The sequence below is a fragment of the Streptomyces sp. NPDC006332 genome, from assembly GCF_040612855.1.
Taxonomy (GTDB): Bacteria; Actinomycetota; Actinomycetes; order Streptomycetales; family Streptomycetaceae; genus Streptomyces.
In genome coordinates, this window is record NZ_JBEXRA010000007.1 from 117,544 (window position 1) to 133,380 (window position 15,837).

At 68.7% G+C, this 15,837-nt stretch carries 16 protein-coding genes; 3 read left to right on the forward strand and 13 right to left on the reverse strand.

Annotation, left to right across the window (positions count from 1 at the left end; genetic code table 11):
* From nuoK to ABZ027_RS09215, 11 genes are read right to left on the reverse strand one after another with little or no spacing between them, the layout of a single operon-like run.
* Nucleotides 1-300 carry an NADH-quinone oxidoreductase subunit NuoK gene (nuoK, locus tag ABZ027_RS09165; RefSeq protein ID WP_004927567.1) on the reverse strand — a complete coding sequence of 100 codons (300 nt, stop codon included), beginning with the start codon at nt 298-300 and terminating at the stop codon, nt 1-3.
* Nucleotides 297-1,154, reverse strand: coding sequence for an NADH-quinone oxidoreductase subunit J (locus tag ABZ027_RS09170; RefSeq protein WP_356765953.1), 858 nt, complete (start codon nt 1,152-1,154; stop codon nt 297-299). Before ABZ027_RS09170 ends, nuoK begins: the two co-directional genes overlap by 4 nt.
* Nucleotides 1,151-1,792 carry an NADH-quinone oxidoreductase subunit NuoI gene (nuoI, locus tag ABZ027_RS09175; RefSeq protein WP_356765955.1) on the reverse strand — a complete coding sequence of 214 codons (642 nt, stop codon included), beginning with the start codon at nt 1,790-1,792 and terminating at the stop codon, nt 1,151-1,153. The genes ABZ027_RS09170 and nuoI overlap by 4 nt, the downstream gene beginning before the upstream one ends.
* The gene (gene nuoH / locus ABZ027_RS09180) at nt 1,785-3,149 is read right to left on the reverse strand and encodes an NADH-quinone oxidoreductase subunit NuoH (RefSeq protein WP_356765957.1); all 1,365 of its coding nucleotides are present in this window, start codon (nt 3,147-3,149) and stop codon (nt 1,785-1,787) included. The genes nuoI and nuoH overlap by 8 nt, the downstream gene beginning before the upstream one ends.
* Nucleotides 3,146-5,674 (reverse strand): NADH-quinone oxidoreductase subunit G, encoded by a 2,529-nt coding sequence (locus ABZ027_RS09185; RefSeq protein ID WP_356765959.1) that lies wholly within the window; start codon nt 5,672-5,674, stop codon nt 3,146-3,148. The genes nuoH and ABZ027_RS09185 overlap by 4 nt, the downstream gene beginning before the upstream one ends.
* Complete coding sequence (gene nuoF / locus ABZ027_RS09190) at nt 5,671-7,020, reverse strand: NADH-quinone oxidoreductase subunit NuoF (RefSeq protein WP_356765961.1); 1,350 nt, start codon at nt 7,018-7,020, stop codon at nt 5,671-5,673. Before nuoF ends, ABZ027_RS09185 begins: the two co-directional genes overlap by 4 nt.
* A complete protein-coding gene (gene nuoE, locus ABZ027_RS09195; protein WP_356765963.1) occupies nt 7,017-7,904 on the reverse strand; it encodes an NADH-quinone oxidoreductase subunit NuoE in 888 nt (295 codons plus the stop codon). The genes nuoF and nuoE overlap by 4 nt, the downstream gene beginning before the upstream one ends.
* Nucleotides 7,901-9,223 carry an NADH-quinone oxidoreductase subunit D gene (locus tag ABZ027_RS09200; protein ID WP_356765965.1) on the reverse strand — a complete coding sequence of 441 codons (1,323 nt, stop codon included), beginning with the start codon at nt 9,221-9,223 and terminating at the stop codon, nt 7,901-7,903. The genes nuoE and ABZ027_RS09200 overlap by 4 nt, the downstream gene beginning before the upstream one ends.
* Nucleotides 9,220-9,981 (reverse strand): NADH-quinone oxidoreductase subunit C, encoded by a 762-nt coding sequence (locus ABZ027_RS09205; protein ID WP_356765967.1) that lies wholly within the window; start codon nt 9,979-9,981, stop codon nt 9,220-9,222. Before ABZ027_RS09205 ends, ABZ027_RS09200 begins: the two co-directional genes overlap by 4 nt.
* The gene (locus tag ABZ027_RS09210; RefSeq protein WP_010041554.1) at nt 9,978-10,532 is read right to left on the reverse strand and encodes an NADH-quinone oxidoreductase subunit B; all 555 of its coding nucleotides are present in this window, start codon (nt 10,530-10,532) and stop codon (nt 9,978-9,980) included. The genes ABZ027_RS09205 and ABZ027_RS09210 overlap by 4 nt, the downstream gene beginning before the upstream one ends.
* 13 nt (nt 10,533-10,545) lie before the next feature.
* Complete coding sequence (locus tag ABZ027_RS09215) at nt 10,546-10,905, reverse strand: NADH-quinone oxidoreductase subunit A (RefSeq protein WP_007383963.1); 360 nt, start codon at nt 10,903-10,905, stop codon at nt 10,546-10,548.
* A gap of 777 nt (nt 10,906-11,682) precedes the next feature.
* Between ABZ027_RS09215 and ABZ027_RS09220 the strand changes: the two genes are divergently transcribed.
* The gene (locus ABZ027_RS09220; protein ID WP_356765970.1) at nt 11,683-12,510 is read left to right on the forward strand and encodes a C40 family peptidase; all 828 of its coding nucleotides are present in this window, start codon (nt 11,683-11,685) and stop codon (nt 12,508-12,510) included.
* Nucleotides 12,511-12,717: 207 nt separating this feature from the next.
* Here ABZ027_RS09220 and ABZ027_RS09225 read toward each other — a convergent pair whose 3' ends face one another.
* A complete protein-coding gene (locus ABZ027_RS09225) occupies nt 12,718-14,001 on the reverse strand; it encodes a geranylgeranyl reductase family protein (RefSeq protein WP_356765972.1) in 1,284 nt (427 codons plus the stop codon).
* 70 nt (nt 14,002-14,071) lie between these two features.
* On the opposite strand from ABZ027_RS09225, the gene ABZ027_RS09230 reads away from it, so the two are divergent.
* Both ABZ027_RS09230 and ABZ027_RS09235 read left to right on the forward strand, forming a co-directional pair.
* Entirely contained in the window at nt 14,072-14,614 is a 543-nt protein-coding gene (locus ABZ027_RS09230) for a GNAT family N-acetyltransferase (protein ID WP_356765974.1), read from the forward strand.
* A 118-nt stretch (nt 14,615-14,732) separates the two neighbouring features.
* On the forward strand, nt 14,733-15,089 hold the full coding sequence (locus tag ABZ027_RS09235) for a PASTA domain-containing protein (protein WP_356765976.1): 357 nt from the start codon (nt 14,733-14,735) through the stop codon (nt 15,087-15,089).
* 36 nt (nt 15,090-15,125) lie between these two features.
* Here ABZ027_RS09235 and ABZ027_RS09240 read toward each other — a convergent pair whose 3' ends face one another.
* Nucleotides 15,126-15,827 (reverse strand): demethylmenaquinone methyltransferase, encoded by a 702-nt coding sequence (locus ABZ027_RS09240; RefSeq protein WP_356765978.1) that lies wholly within the window; start codon nt 15,825-15,827, stop codon nt 15,126-15,128.
* Between the last annotated feature and the right edge of the window lie 10 nt (nt 15,828-15,837).

Sequence of the window (15,837 nt, forward strand, 5' to 3'; positions counted from 1 at the left end):
TTACAGCTTCATCAGGCTGGCGTCGTCGACCGAGGCCGAGTGGCGGGAACGGAACAGCGACACGATGATCGCGAGCCCGACCACGACCTCCGCGGCGGCGACGACCATCGTGAAGAAGGCGATGATCTGGCCGTCGAGATTGCCGTGCATCCGGGAGAAGGCGACGAACGCGAGGTTGCAGGCGTTGAGCATCAGCTCGACGCACATGAACACCACGATGGCGTTGCGCCTGATCAGCACCCCGGTGGCGCCGATCGTGAACAGCAGGGCTGCGAGATACAGGTAGTTGACGGGGTTCACTTCGACGCCTCCTCGGCCCGCTTGAGGTTCGCCGGCTCGATCTCGGTCCGCTCCAGGCGCTCCGTGGCGCGCTTCTCCAGGGCCCGCAGGTCGTTGAGCGCTTCCTGCGAGACGTCACGGATCTGTCCGCGCTCCCGCAGCGTCTTGCTGACGGTGAGGTCGGACGGGGTGCCGTCGGGCAGCAGGCCCGCGATGTCCACGGCGTTGTGCCGGGCGTACACGCCGGGTGCCGGCAGCGGCGGTACGTGCTTGTTCTCGCGCACCCGCTGCTCGGCCAGCTCGCGCTGGGACTTGGGGCGCTCGGTGCGCTCGCGGTGGGTGAGCACCATGGCGCCGACGGCCGCGGTGATCAGCAGGGCGCCGGTGATCTCGAAGGCGAACACGTACTTGGTGAAGATGAGGGCGGCGAGGCCCTCCACGTTGCCGTTCGCGTTGGCCTGGCCGAGACCGTTGAACTCGGTGAGGGACGCGTTGCCGATGCCCGCGAACAGCAGGACGGCGAAGCCGAGTCCGCACAGCAGGGCCAGCCAGCGCTGGCCCTTGATGGTCTCCTTGAGGGAGTCCGCCGCGGTGACGCCGACGAGCATCACCACGAACAGGAACAGCATCATGATCGCGCCGGTGTAGACGACGATCTGGACGACGCCCAGGAAGTAGGCGCCGTTGGCGAGGTAGAACACCGCCAGGATGATCATGGTGCCGGCGAGACAGAGCGCGCTGTGCACGGCCTTCTTCATGAGGACGGTGCACAGGGCGCCGATCACGGCCACGGTGCCGAGAACCCAGAACTGGAAGGCCTCGCCGGTGGAGGTGGAGTAGGCCGCCAGGGAGGTGGCGGCGAGTTGCGCGGTCATCGGCCGATCACCTTCTTTGACGCCGGTTCACCCTCACCGAAGGTGGACTCGGCCTCCTGCACCACCTCGCCCTTGGAGAGGGCCACTTGGCGCTCGGTCCCCGGGGCCGCCTCCGTCACCAGGCCCCGGTAGTAGTCCTGCTCGTCGGTGCCGGGGTAGATGGCGTGCGGGCTGTCGACCATGCCCTCCTCGAGGCCCGCGAGCAGCTGTTCCTTGGTGAAGATGAGGTTGGCGCGGCTGGAGTCGGCCAGTTCGAACTCGTTGGTCATCGTCAACGCGCGGGTGGGGCACGCCTCGATGCACAGGCCGCACAGGATGCAGCGGGCGTAGTTGATCTGGTAGACGCGGCCGTACCGCTCGCCCGGCGAGTAGCGTTCCTCGTCGGTGTTGTCGGCGCCTTCCACGTAGATGGCGTCCGCGGGGCAGGCCCAGGCGCACAGTTCACAGCCGACGCACTTCTCCAGGCCGTCCGGATGGCGGTTGAGCTGGTGCCGTCCGTGGAAGCGGGGAGCGGTGGTCTTCTGCTGCTCCGGGTACTGCTCGGTCAGCCGCTTCTTGAACATGGCCTTGAAGGTCACGCCGAAGCCGGCCACGGGGTTCTGGAAACCGGGCTTGGTCTCCTTGGGCTCCTCAGCCATCGGACGCCTCCTTTCCATCCAGAGATCCGTCACTCTGAGTATCGGGCCCACCACTGACAATCAGCTCCCGCTCGCGGTGCGAGCGGCGCCGTGGCACCGGTGGGAGCTCCTGTCCGGGCAGCGGGGGTACGGGGAACCCGCCCGCCATCGGGTCGAACCCGGCCGGTTCCTCGGCGGCCTGCTCGGCCGTCTTCGCCTTCTCGCGGAACATGTCGACGACGAAGGAGAGCAGCAGCAGGACGAGGACCCCGCCGACGACGTAGAGGACGATGTCGGCGAAGTCGTAGTTCTCGTTCCTGAGGGTCCGCACGGTGGCCACGAGCATCAGCCAGACCAGGGAGATCGGGATGAGGACCTTCCAGCCGAGCTTCATCAGCTGGTCGTAGCGGACCCGCGGGAGGGTGCCGCGCAGCCAGATGAAGAAGAACAGCAGCAACTGCACCTTGATCACGAACCAGAGCAGCGGCCACCAGCCGTGGTTGGCGCCCTCCCAGAAGGTGCTGATCGGCCACGGGGCCCGCCAGCCGCCCAGGAAGAGCGTCGTCGACACGGCCGAGACCGTCACCATGTTGACGTACTCGGCGAGCATGAACATCGCGAACTTGATCGACGAGTACTCGGTGTTGAAGCCGCCGACCAGGTCGCCCTCGGACTCCGGCATGTCGAAGGGGGCGCGGTTGGTCTCGCCGACCATCGTCACGATGTAGATCAAGAAGGAGACCGGCAGCAGCAGGATGTACCAGCGGTCCTGTTGCTGTTCGACGATCGTCGAGGTCGACATCGACCCCGAGTAGAGGAACACCGACGCGAAGGCTGCGCCCATGGCGATCTCGTACGAGATCATCTGCGCGCAGGAGCGCAGACCGCCCAGCAGCGGATAGGTGGATCCGGAGCTCCAGCCGGCGAGCACGATGCCGTAGATACCGACCGAGGCGACCGCGAGGATGTAGAGCATCGCGATCGGCAGGTCGGTGAGCTGCATCGCGGTGCGGTGGCCGAAGATCGAGATCTCGTTGCCGGACGGGCCGAAGGGGATCACCGCGATCGCCATGAAGGCCGGGATGGCCGCGACGATCGGCGCGAGGACGTACACCACCTTGTCCGCGCGCTTGACGATGACGTCTTCCTTGAGCATCAGCTTGATGCCGTCGGCGAGCGACTGGAGCATGCCCCAGGGGCCGTGCCGGTTGGGGCCGATGCGCAGCTGCATCCAGGCGACGACCTTGCGTTCCCACACGATGGAGAACAGCACCGTCACCATCAGGAAGGCGAAGCAGAACACCGCCTTGATGAGGACCAGCCACCAGGGGTCGGTGCCGAACATCGAGAGGTCTTCAGCGGCGAGGTACGCACTCATGCCTCCACCTCCTCGGTGACGTCGGCGGCGAGCGTCGCCGGTCCGATCCGGACGAGTGAACCGGGCCGCGCCCCGGTGTCGGAGGCGACGCCCCCGCCCACGGAGTTCAGCGGGAGCCAGACCACCCGGTCGGGCATGTCGGTGATCTTCAGAGGAAGTTCGACCGTGCCGGTGGTCGCGGTCACGGCGAGCAGGTCACCGTCCTTCACACCCGCCTCGGCGGCCGTGGCGGGCGACAGGCGCGCGTGGGCCGCGTGCCGTGTCCCGGCGAGCGCCTCGTCGCCCTGCTGGAGGAGCCCCTGGTCGAGCAGCAGCCGGTGCCCGGCCAGTACGGCCTCTCCGGCGGCCGGCCTCGGCAAGGGGGCCGGGGTCTCCAGGGGGTCGCCGGCGCGCGGCCCGTCCCAGGGGCCCAGCCGGTCCAGCTCCGCGCGCGCGGTACGCAGATCCGGCAGCCCGAGGTGTACGTCCATGGCGTCGGCCAGCATCTGCAGTACGCGTGCGTCGGTGGGCGCGAGACGGCGGGTCATCTGGTCGGGCTTGAGCGCGGCCTCGAAGAAGCGCACCCGGCCCTCCCAGTTGAGGAAGGTGCCGGCCTTCTCGGCCACCGCGGCGACCGGAAGGACGACGTCCGCGAGTTCGGTGACCTCGCTGGGCCGCAGCTCAAGGGACACCAGGAAGCCTGCCTCCTGGAGGGCTTCCCGCGCGCGGGCCGGGTCCGGCAGGTCCGCGACCTCGACGCCGGCGACCACCAGCGCCTGCAGTTCACCCCGGGCAGCGGCCTCGACCATCTGACCGGTGTCGCGCCCGTAGCGGTGCGGCAGTTCGGCCAGGCCCCAGACCGCGGCGACCTCGTCCCGCGCGCGCGGGTCGGTCGCCGGGCGACCGCCCGGTAGCAGCGAGGGCAGCGCGCCCGCCTCGACGGCGCCGCGCTCCCCGGCCCGACGCGGGATCCACACCAGCCGCGCGCCGAGCGCGGCCGAGGCCCGTACGGCGGCGGTCAGCCCGCCCGCCACGCAGGCCAGCCGCTCTCCTACGACGATCACCGAGCCCTCGGCCCGCAGTGCCTCGGCGGCCGTGGCGCCGCCGTCCTCCAGCCCGTCCCCGCTCGCGAGCGCTTCGAGCCACTCGGTCTCGGTGCCCGGGGCGGCCGGCAGCAGCGTGCCGCCCGCCTTCTCCAGGCCGCGGGTGGCGTGCGTGGCGAGGGAGAAGACCCTCTGTCCGTGCCCCCGCCAGGCCTTGCGCAGCCTCAGGAAGACGCCGGGTGCCTCCTCCTCGGCCTCGAACCCGACCAGCAGAACGGCGGGCGCCTTCTCCAGAGCGGTGTACGTGACGCCCGTACCGTCGAGGTCACGGCCGCGGCCGGCGACCTGGGCGGCCAGGAAATCGGCTTCCTCGCCGCTGTGCACACGCGCGCGGAAGTCGATGTCGTTGGTGTCCAGCGCCACCCGCGCGAACTTGCTGTACGCGTAGGCGTCCTCGATGGTGAGGCGGCCGCCGGTCAGGACCCCGGCCCGCCCGCGTGAGGCGAGCAGTCCCTGGGCCGCGATCTGCAGCGCCTCCGGCCAGGAGGCCGGCACCAGGTCACCCTCCGGGTTGCGGACCAGGGGTGTCTGGAGCCGGTCCCGCTGCTGCGCGTACCGGAACCCGAACCGTCCCTTGTCGCAGATCCACTCCTCGTTGACCTCGGGGTCGTTGGCCGCGAGGCGCCGCATGACCTTGCCGCGCCGGTGGTCGGTGCGGGTGGCGCAGCCTCCGGAGCAGTGCTCGCACACGGAGGGCGAGGAGACCAGGTCGAAGGGGCGGGAGCGGAATCGGTACGCCGCCGAGGTCAGCGCGCCGACCGGGCAGATCTGGATGGTGTTGCCGGAGAAGTACGACTCGAAGGGGTCGCCCTCGCCGGTGCCGACCTGCTGGAGCGCGCCCCGCTCGATCAGCTCGATCATCGGGTCGCCCGCGACCTGGTTGGAGAACCGGGTGCAGCGGGCGCACAGCACGCACCGCTCACGATCGAGCAATACCTGCGTGGAGATCGGCACGGGCTTCTCGTAGGTCCGCTTCCTGCCCTCGAAGCGGGACTCGGCCTGGCCGTGCGACATCGCCTGGTTCTGCAGCGGGCACTCGCCGCCCTTGTCGCAGACCGGGCAGTCCAGGGGGTGGTTGATGAGGAGCAGCTCCATCACCCCGTGCTGGGCCTTCTCGGCGACCGGCGAGGTGAGGTGGGTCTTCACCACCATCCCGTCCGTGCAGGTGATGGTGCAGGACGCCATCGGTTTGCGCTGGCCCTCGACCTCGACGATGCACTGGCGGCAGGCGCCGGCCGGGTCGAGGAGAGGATGGTCGCAGAACCGGGGGATCTCGATGCCGAGCTGCTCGGCGGCCCTGATGACCAGGGTGCCCTTGGGCACGCTGATCTCGACGCCGTCGATGGTCAGCGCCACGAGGTCCTCCGGCGGGACCGCCGCTTCTCCCCCGCCCGAGGGGCGCTGGCCCGCGGCGGAGCCGCTTTCAGACTGACGTACGGTCATGCGTTCACCTCCGTGCGGTCGGCCCAGGCCGTCGACCTGGCGGGGTCGAAGGGGCAGCCGCGGCCCGTGATGTGCTGCTCGTACTCCTCACGGAAGTACTTGAGCGAGGAGAAGATCGGCGAGGCGGCGCCGTCGCCGAGGGCGCAGAAGGACTTGCCGTTGATGTTGTCGGCGATGTCGTTCAGCTTGTCGAGGTCGGCCATGACGCCCTTGCCGGCCTCGATGTCACGCAGCAACTGCACGAGCCAGTACGTACCTTCGCGGCACGGTGTGCACTTGCCGCAGGACTCGTGGGCGTAGAACTCGGTCCAGCGGGTGACGGCACGGACCACACAGGTCGTCTCGTCGAAACATTGCAGAGCTTTTGTGCCCAGCATGGAACCCGCGGCGCCCACTCCTTCGTAATCAAGAGGGACGTCGAGATGCTCGTCGGTGAACATCGGTGTCGAGGAGCCACCCGGCGTCCAGAACTTGAGGCGATGTCCGGCTCGCATGCCGCCGCTCATGTCGAGGAGCTGGCGGAGTGTGATGCCGAGCGGGGCCTCGTACTGACCGGGATTGGTGACATGGCCGCTGAGCGAGTAGAGCGTGAAGCCGGGGGACTTCTCGCTGCCCATCGACCTGAACCACTCTTTGCCCCTGTTCAGGATCGCGGGAACTGACGCGATCGATTCGACGTTATTCACCACAGTCGGGCACGCATAGAGGCCCGCGACGGCAGGGAAGGGGGGACGGAGCCGCGGTTGACCCCGGCGGCCTTCGAGCGAGTCGAGCAGTGCGGTCTCCTCACCGCAGATGTACGCGCCCGCGCCCGCGTGCACGGTGAGTTGGAGGTCGAGTCCGCTGCCCATGATGTTCTCGCCGAGGTAGCCCGCCGCGTAGGCCTCACGCACGGCCTCGTGCAACCGCCGCAAGACGGGGACGACTTCACCACGCAGATAGATGAAGGCATGCGAAGACCTGATGGCGTAACACGCGATGACAATGCCCTCGATGAGGCTGTGCGGGTTCGCGAAGAGGAGCGGGATGTCCTTGCAGGTCCCTGGCTCCGACTCGTCGGCGTTGACAACTAGATAGTGCGGCTTTCCATCCCCTTGCGGAATGAACTGCCACTTCATTCCGGTCGGGAATCCCGCGCCACCGCGCCCGCGCAGACCGGAGTCCTTGACGTACGCGATCAGGTCGTCCGGTGACATGGCGAGCGCCTTGCGGAGCCCCTCGTACCCTTCGTGCCGTCGGTAGACGTCCAAGGTCCAGGACTTGTCGGCGTCCCAGAAGGACGACAGCACGGGTGCGAGCAGCTTCTCGGGGCTGGTGTCTTTGAGTTCGGCTGCCAAGGTCATCACTCCCCCTCCTCGGCGGCAGGACCTGCCGGGTGGGCCGGGTCGGAGGCCGACGTGTCCTGTGGCGCGTCGTGTGAGCTCAGGTGCTCGGTCGGTGACGGTTCGTGCACGGCCCTGTCCTGCGGCTCCTCACGCCCACCGCCGTCGTGCGGATCGCCGTCACGCGGATGGACCACGCGCGCGGGTGCGGCCTCTCCCCTCGCCAGGCGAAGGCCCACCAGCGAAGCGGGTCCCGCTCCGCCGCTCGCCTCGACGGCCCCGGGCCGCTCGTCGGGGAAACCGGCCAGGATCCGGGCGGTCTCCTTGAAGGTGCACAGCGGCGCCCCGCGCGTGGGCTCGACCGGGCGGCCGGCCCGCAGGTCGTCGACGAGGCGCTTGGCGGTGGCGGGGGTCTGGTTGTCGAAGAACTCCCAGTTGACCATCACCACCGGGGCGAAGTCGCAGGCCGCGTTGCACTCGATGTGCTCCAGGGTGACCTTGCCGTCGTCGGTGGTCTCGCCGTTGCCCACGCCGAGGTGTTCCTGGAGGGTCTCGAAGATCGCGTCGCCGCCCATCACCGCGCACAGCGTGTTGGTGCAGACGCCCACCTGGTAGTCACCGCTGGGCCGGCGCCGGTACATGGAGTAGAAGGTGGCGACCGCGGTCACCTCGGCCGTGGTCAGGTCCAGCACGTCCGCGCAGAACCGCATCCCGGTGCGCGTGACATGGCCCTCCTCCGACTGCACGAGATGCAGCAACGGCAGGAGCGCCGAGCGGGAGTCGGGGTAGCGGGCGATGATCTCCCGCGCGTCCGTCTCCAGCCTCGCTCGGACGTCGTCCGGGTAAGCGGGTGCGGGCAGTTCGGGCATGCCCAGGCTGACGCCCCGCTCCGAAGAAGAGGTGGTCACCGGTCGACGCCTCCCATCACGGGGTCGATGGACGCGACAGCGACGATGACGTCGGCGACCTGGCCGCCCTCGCACATCGCCGCCATGGCCTGCAGGTTGGTGAAGGACGGGTCGCGGAAGTGGACCCGGTAGGGGCGGGTGCCGCCGTCGGACACGGCGTGCACGCCGAGCTCGCCCTTGGGTGATTCGACCGCCACGTACGCCTGTCCCGGCGGCACCCGGAAACCCTCGGTGACCAGCTTGAAGTGGTGGATCAGGGCCTCCATGGAGGTGCCCATGATCTTCTTGATGTGGTCGAGGGAGTTGCCGAGGCCGTCCGGGCCCAGGGCGAGCTGGGCGGGCCAGGCGATCTTCTTGTCGGCGACCATGACCGGGCCGGGCTGCAGCCGGTCCAGGCACTGCTCGACGATCCTGAGGGACTGGCGCATCTCCTCCAGCCGGATCAGGAAGCGCCCGTAGGAGTCGCAGGAGTCGGCGGTGGGGACGTCGAAGTCGAACGTCTCGTAGCCGCAGTACGGCTGCGCCTTGCGCAGGTCGTGCGGCAGGCCGGTGGAGCGCAGGATCGGGCCGGTGGCGCCGAGGGCCATGCAGCCGGCCAGGTCGAGATAGCCGACGTCCTGCATACGGGCCTTGAAGATGGGGTTCCCGGTGGCGAGCTTGTCGTACTCCGGGAGGTTCTTGCGCATCTTCTTCACGAACTCGCGGATGTGGTCCACCGCGCCGGGCGGCAGGTCCTGCGCGAGTCCGCCGGGGCGGATGTACGCGTGGTTCATCCTCAGGCCCGTGATGAGCTCGTAGATGTCGAGAATCATTTCACGATCACGGAATCCGTAGATCATGATCGTGGTGGCGCCGAGTTCCATGCCGCCGGTGGCGATGCACACCAGGTGCGAGGACAACCGGTTCAGCTCCATCAGCAGCACCCGGATGAGGGTGGCGCGGTCCGGAATCTGGTCCTCGATGCCGAGGAGCTTCTCGACGGCGAGACAGTAAGCGGTCTCGTTGAAGAAGGACGTCAGGTAGTCCATGCGCGTCACGAACGTGGTGCCCTGCGTCCACGTGCGGAACTCGGTGTTCTTCTCGATGCCGGTGTGCAGGTAACCGATTCCGCAGCGGGCCTCGGTGACCGTCTCGCCGTCGATCTCCAGGATCAGGCGGAGCACTCCGTGGGTGGACGGGTGCTGCGGCCCCATGTTGACGACGATGCGCTCGTCGTCGGCGCGGGCGGCGGACTGGACGACCTCGTCCCAGTCGCCGCCGGTGACCGTGTAGACGGTGCCTTCTGTGGTCTCCCGAGGGGAGGCGTGCGAAGTGCTCACGAGTACGACCTCCGCTGGTCCGGAGCCGGGATCTGGGCGCCCTTGTACTCGACGGGGATGCCGCCGAGGGGGTAGTCCTTGCGCTGCGGGTGGCCCTGCCAGTCGTCCGGCATCATGATCCGCGTCAGGGCCGGGTGACCGTCGAAGACGATGCCGAAGAAGTCGTAGGTCTCGCGCTCGTGCCAGTCGTTGGTGGGATAGACGGAGACCAGCGACGGGATGTGCCGGTCGGTGTCCGGGGCGCTGACTTCGAGGCGGATCATCCGGTTGTGGGTGATCGAGCGCAGGTGGTAGACGGCGTGCAGCTCGCGGCCCTTGTCGTGCGGGTAGTGGACGCCGCTCACGCCGGTGCAGAGCTCGAAGCGCAGGGCGGGGTCGTCGCGCAGGGTGCGGGCGACGCGGAGCAGGTGCTCGCGTTCGATGTGGAGGGTGAGCTCGCCGCGGTCGACGACCGTCTTCTCGATCGCGTTGTCGGGCAGGAGCCCCTGTTCCTCCAGCGCGCCCTCCAGCTCGTCGGCGACCTCGTCGAACCAACCGCCGTAGGGACGGCTCGCCGCTCCCGGAAGCCGGACCGAACGGACCAGGCCGCCGTAGCCGGAGGTGTCGCCGCCGTTGTTGGCGCCGAACATGCCGCGCTGGACGCGGATCTCCTCACCACCCTCGCCGCGCTGGCCGGGGAGGTTGTCGGTGCCGAGGTCCTTTTCGGGGTTCACCCCGTTCGGCCCGCCCGCGCCCGTGGTGCCGTTGGCGTCGCTCACCGCAGCAGCCCCTTCATCTCGATCGTCGGCAGGGCCTTGAGCGCCGCTTCCTCGGCCTCCCGGGCCGCCTCCTCGGCGTTCACGCCGAGCTTGGAGGTCTGGATCTTCTGGTGGAGCTTGAGGATGGCGTCCATCAGCATCTCCGGCCGTGGCGGGCAGCCGGGGAGATAGATGTCGACCGGGACGATGTGGTCGACGCCCTGGACGATGGCGTAGTTGTTGAACATGCCGCCCGAGGAGGCGCAGACCCCCATGGAGATCACCCACTTCGGGTTCGGCATCTGGTCGTAGACCTGCCTGAGCACCGGCGCCATCTTCTGGCTGACCCGGCCGGCGACGATCATCAGGTCCGCCTGCCGCGGGGATCCGCGGAAGACCTCCATGCCGAAGCGCGCCAGGTCGTAGCGGCCGGCGCCGGTGGTCATCATCTCGATGGCACAGCACGCGAGGCCGAAGGTGGCCGGGAAGACGGACGACTTGCGCACCCAGCCCGCGGCCTGCTCGACGGTGGTCAGCAGAAAGCCGCTCGGCAGCTTTTCTTCGAGTCCCATGACTAAAGGCCCCTCAGTCCCATTCCAGGCCGCCGCGCCGCCATACGTACGCGTACGCGACGAAGACGGTGAGCACGAAGAGCAGCATCTCCACGAGCCCGAAAACACCCAGGGCGTCGAAGGTGACGGCCCAGGGGTAGAGGAAGACGATCTCGATGTCGAAGACGATGAAGAGCATCGCCGTCAGGTAGTACTTGATGGGGAAGCGCCCGCCGCCGGCCGGCGTGGGGGTCGGCTCGATCCCGCACTCGTAGGCCTCGAGCTTGGCCCGGTTGTACCGCTTCGGACCGATCAGCGTGGCCATGACCACGGAGAAGATCGCAAAGCCTGCCCCGAGGGCTCCCAGTACGAGGATGGGCGCATACGCGTTCACCGCTCCTCGCTCCTCTCAGTCGGCACTGACTGCTGGCGATGGCATCGGACCCACATCCGCCTCACCTGTCCCACGAACCCCGCTGGTCCTGGCGAAGATCGAGAACATGTGAAGCAGGTCACAAGCCCAACTGCCTCGCATCCTATGCCTGCGACTCTGTGATCTGCGACACGGGGTATTGCACAAGCTTTGTGATCTCCACCACCTGACGAAGGATCATGAAGTCGGATGAGCGGTGATCTTCGTACGCGAAGCGTCCGAGTGATCACGAGAGGTGACATTTTCGCTTGTCAATGCGGCATGAGCGGGGCGTCTCTATATCAAGAGACTTCCCCTGCATCCAAATTGACACTGGCCGGGAGCTCTTGATAGGGGGCTGCGTTCACCCGCGTTCACACATCGGAGCGAGGGGTCGCGTGGGTGTGGATGTGTGCACGCGTTCACGAGCGGGCGTCCGGTCGTGACCCGCTCGCAACCGGTCCGTGATCCCCCCGCGAGACGCGACCGTTCTCGCAATCGTTGCGTGACCTCCGCCACATCCACAGGAGCCACACAAGAAGCAGGCTTGGCCACTCACCGCGACAGATGGTAGGCGGAGGGCAATCCGGACGAAACGACGAAAGGCCATGATCACAGGCTTGATCACCTGCGTCCGCAATGTCCGTTACGGCGTCAATAAAGAGCGACACACTAGTTGTTCAGGGGTCCGATTGAACAACTGTGGCGCAGCACACGTTTCTTGAAGGTATGGAGGAGCCCCTGATACCGGTTGTTCTCATGTCCCACACCGCTCACATACGCAGCCACCGGAAACCCCGCCGCAGCGCGTCGAAAATCGCGATGCGGGCCGGAGTGGCCGGTGGCGTTCTCAGCACCCTGGCTGTCGCCGGGGCCGCCGGTTCGGCCAGCGCCGCCGAACCGGTGACGCAGACGCTCGAACTGCCCACCCTGACGGCCGACATGGCCACACAGGTCGCCCAGTCCGCCGACGCCACACAGCAGGCCGCGGCGAACTACCAGTTGCAGGCCGAGCGTGACGCGGCCGCCACAAAGGCGGCGAAGCAGGCCAAGGCGGACCTCGCTGAGGCGAAGAAGAAGGCGGAGGCCAAGAAGAAGGCCGCCGAGGAGGCCGCTCGCAAGGCCGCTGCCGAGCGCGCGACCCGCAGCAGCGAGCGGACCACCCTGTCCGCCGACACGAGCGCTGACGCGTCCGTGAGCACGTCCACGTCCACATCCACGTCCACGGCCACCGGTTCGGCCGCGGCGGTCGTCTCCTTCGTGAAGGCTCAGGTCGGCAAGGCGTACATCTCCGGCGGGACCGGCTCGTCCGCCTACGACTGCTCCGGTCTGGTCCAGGCCGCCTTCAAGCAGGTCGGCATCAGCCTGCCGCGCGTCTCGCAGGACCAGTCGACCGCCGGCACCCAGGTCTCGCTGAGCAACCTGCAGCCGGGTGACATCCTTTACTGGGGCAGCGCGGGCAGCGCGTACCACGTGGCGGTGTACGTCGGCGACGGCATGTTCGTCGGTGCGCAGAACCCGTCGACGGGCGTCGCTGAGAAGCCGCTGTCGTACGACCCGCCGACCGGCGCGGTGCGGGTGCTCTGACACAGGGGCACACACAGACATACGGAGGGGGCCGCAGCCGCTCGGGCGACGGCCCCCTCTGGCATGCCCAACGGGCGCCGCAGGGCCGCCCAGGGGCGGCCGGGGTGGGGTCCGGGCCGAGCCCGACGGTGCCCGAATGGCTTGGCGGCCCGGCGGGCGGATGTCCTCGCCTGCCGGGCCGCCAAGTCAGCCGCTCTCAGCGGCCGATCACGCCTTCGGCGCCACCTTGCTCAGTCCGTTGATGATGCGGTCCATCGCGTCGCCGCCCGTGGGGTCGGTGAGGTTGGCGAGCATCTTGAGGGTGAACTTCATCAGCAAGGGGTGGGTCAGGCCGCGCTGCGCCGCGATCTTCATGACCTTCGGGTTGCCGATGAGCTTCACGAACGCGCGGCCGAGCGTGTAGTACCCGCCGTAGGTGTCCTTGAGGACGCGCGGGTAGCGCTGGAGGGCCAGTTCGCGCCCCGCGGGAGTGGCGCGGGCGTGTGCCTGGGCGATGACCTCGGCGGCGATCTGGCCGGACTCCATGGCGTAGGCGATGCCCTCGCCGTTGAAGGGGTTCACGAGGCCGCCGGCGTCGCCGACCAGCAGCAGGCCCTTGGTGTAGTGGGGCTGGCGGTTGAAGGCCATGGGCAGCGCGGCCCCGCGAATGGGACCGGTCATGTTGTCCGGGGTGTAACCCCAGTCCTCCGGCATCGACGCGCACCAGGCCTTCAGGACCTCGCGCCAGTCCAGCTCCTTGAAGGACTCGGAGGTGTTCAGGACGCCCAGGCCGACGTTCGACGTGCCGTCACCCATGCCGAAGATCCAGCCGTAGCCGGGCAGGAGGCGGTCCTCGGCGCCCCGGCGGTCCCACAGTTCCAGCCAGGACTCCAAGTAGTCGTCCTCGTGGCGGGGTGACGTGAAGTACGTACGGACCGCGACGCCCATCGGACGGTCCTCGCGCCGGTGCAGGCCCATCGCGAGGGACAGCCGGGTGGAGTTGCCGTCCGCGGCGACGACCACCGGGGCGCGGAAGGTGACCTGGCGCTTCTCGTCGCCGAGCTTGGCGTGCACGCCGGTGATACGGCCGGTGCGGTCGTCGAGGATCGGCGCACCCACGTTGCAGCGCTCGTAGAGCCGCGCGCCCGCCTTCTGTGCCTGGCGCGCCAGTTGCTCGTCGAAGTCGTCGCGCTTGCGGACGAGGCCGTAGTCCGGGAAGGAGGCGAGTTCCGGCCAGTCGAGCTGCAGCCGCACACCCCCGCCGATGATCCTGAGGCCCTTGTTGCGCAGCCAGCCGGCCTCCTCGGAGATGTCGATGCCCATGGCGACGAGCTGCTTGGTGGCACGCGGGGTGAGGCCGTCGCCGCAGACCTTCTCGCGCGGGAACTCGGTCTTCTCCAGCAGGAGCACGTCGAGTCCGGCCTTGGCGAGGTGGTACGCGGTGGTGGAGCCGGCTGGCCCCGCGCCGACGACGATCACATCGGCGGTGCTTTCGGAGAGGGGCTCGGTCACGGCGGGTTCTCCCCAAGTTCGGAATGTGCGTGCCGATGGGCACTGGACATGGGCAGTCTATTCAGCAGAATTGATCACCCGGCTGAAGGGCTGCCCAGTGAACCGAGCTCTCCCCGTAGTACGGCTGCGCGTCCCCACCGACGAGGACGCGGTTGCCTGGCACCGGGCCTTCGCCCACCCGGACGTCATGGAGTTCCACGGCGGCCGGATCGCGGAGCTGTCGGTCTACGAGGAGCTCACCGCGCGCCAGCGTCGGCACGACGCCGAGCGGGGCTACTGCCTGTGGACCATGCTCGACGAGTCCGGGCAGGTCATCGGTTTCACCGGGGCCCAGCCGTGGGAGCGGGAGTGGGGCCCCAGGGGCGAGATCGAGATCGGCTGGCGGCTCGGACGGGAGCACTGGGGCCAGGGGTACGCCACCGCCGCGGCGCGGATGACGGTGGAACGGGTGCGTGCGGCCGGCGTGCCGAGCGTGGTGGCGATGGTGAACGCGAGCAACGCGCGCTCCATCGCGGTGACCCGGCGCCTGGGGATGAGCCTCGCCGAGGTCTTCGTGACGCCGACCACCCGCCAGGAGGGTCACTGCTACCGGCTGATTCTCCAGCCCTCGTGATGGGTGCATCCAGCACGACGTGTCACCGAGAGTAATCGACTGCTACAGAACGACACTTGGCGCTTCCGGGCGGTACCGGGCCGGGGTTACTCTGCCAGTACCGCTGGGGGTGACATCCGTGCGAATAACACCCAAACCGCTGGAAGTGCGCGTGCCGAGGCTGGTCGGCCTGATGGCCGTGGACGCGCGTGAGGCAGCCGCGACGGGCGGCGTACTGCTCGCCGCGCCCGACCGCCCCGACTTCTCCCGCACCCTCGTCGACTACGTCGTACGGCAATATCCGCCACCGGGTGTCGAAGTGCCGCGCTGGGCCGTGGTCACGGTCTGGTTCGAGTTCGGCGAGGGCGAGGGCGGCGGAGGCGCGGGTGTCCACGAGCCGCGCCTGCCGCGGCCGGGTGGAGGCGGGTTGCAGCGCGAACTCGATGAACCGGGCGGCCCCTTCGCCACCGCGGCCGGATTCGGCTCGCCGTACTGACCACCGCGCCGGCCCTGGCGGCCCAGCCCCGTCGGCCTACTGGCCGTCGGTCTTGAACCCCCGGTGCAGGGCCACGATCCCGCCGGTCAGGTTGCGCCAGGCCACCCTGGACCAGCCCGCCTTGCGCAGCCGCTCGGCCAGTGCGGGCTGGTCGGGCCAGGCGCGGATGGACTCGGCGAGGTAGACGTACGCATCGGGGTTCGAGGAGACGGCACGGGCGACCGGGGGCAGGGCACGCATCAGGTACTCGGTGTACACGGTGCGGAACGGCGCCCAGGTCGGATGGGAGAACTCGCAGATCACGACCCGGCCGCCGGGCCTGGTCACCCGGTACATCTCGCGCAGCGCGGCGTCCGTGTCCTGCACGTTGCGCAGCCCGAAGGAGATGGTGACGGCGTCGAAGGTGTCGTCCTTGAAGGGCAGCTTCGTCGCGTCCCCCGCGGTGAACGGCATCCAGGTGTGCTTGCGCTTGCCGACCTGGAGCATGCCGAGGGAGAAGTCGCAGGGGACGACGTAGGCGCCGGTGCGGGCGAAGGGCAGGGAGGACGTGGCCGTACCGGCGGCCAGGTCCAGGACCTTCTGCGCGGGACGGGCGTCGACGGCCCTGGCCACCTCCTTGCGCCACACCCGGTCCTGGCCGAGCGACAGCACGTCGTTGGTCAGGTCGTACCGTTCCGCCACGTCGTCGAACATCGAGGCGACTTCGTGCGGCTGCTTGTTCAGAGAGGCGCGGGTCACGTGGCCATTG

What these genes read in the sequence shown, in the direction of transcription:
- ABZ027_RS09220 (WP_356765970.1), top strand. Translation starts at nt 11,683, where the DNA reads ATGTCCCACACCGCTCACATACGCAGCCACCGGAAACCCCGCCGCAGC.
- ABZ027_RS09170 (WP_356765953.1), bottom strand. Translation starts at nt 1,154, where the DNA reads ATGACCGCGCAACTCGCCGCCACCTCCCTGGCGGCCTACTCCACCTCC.
- nuoI (WP_356765955.1), bottom strand. Translation starts at nt 1,792, where the DNA reads ATGGCTGAGGAGCCCAAGGAGACCAAGCCCGGTTTCCAGAACCCCGTG.
- ABZ027_RS09210 (WP_010041554.1), bottom strand. Translation starts at nt 10,532, where the DNA reads ATGGGACTCGAAGAAAAGCTGCCGAGCGGCTTTCTGCTGACCACCGTC.
- ABZ027_RS09185 (WP_356765959.1), bottom strand. Translation starts at nt 5,674, where the DNA reads ATGACCGTACGTCAGTCTGAAAGCGGCTCCGCCGCGGGCCAGCGCCCC.
- nuoH (WP_356765957.1), bottom strand. Translation starts at nt 3,149, where the DNA reads ATGAGTGCGTACCTCGCCGCTGAAGACCTCTCGATGTTCGGCACCGAC.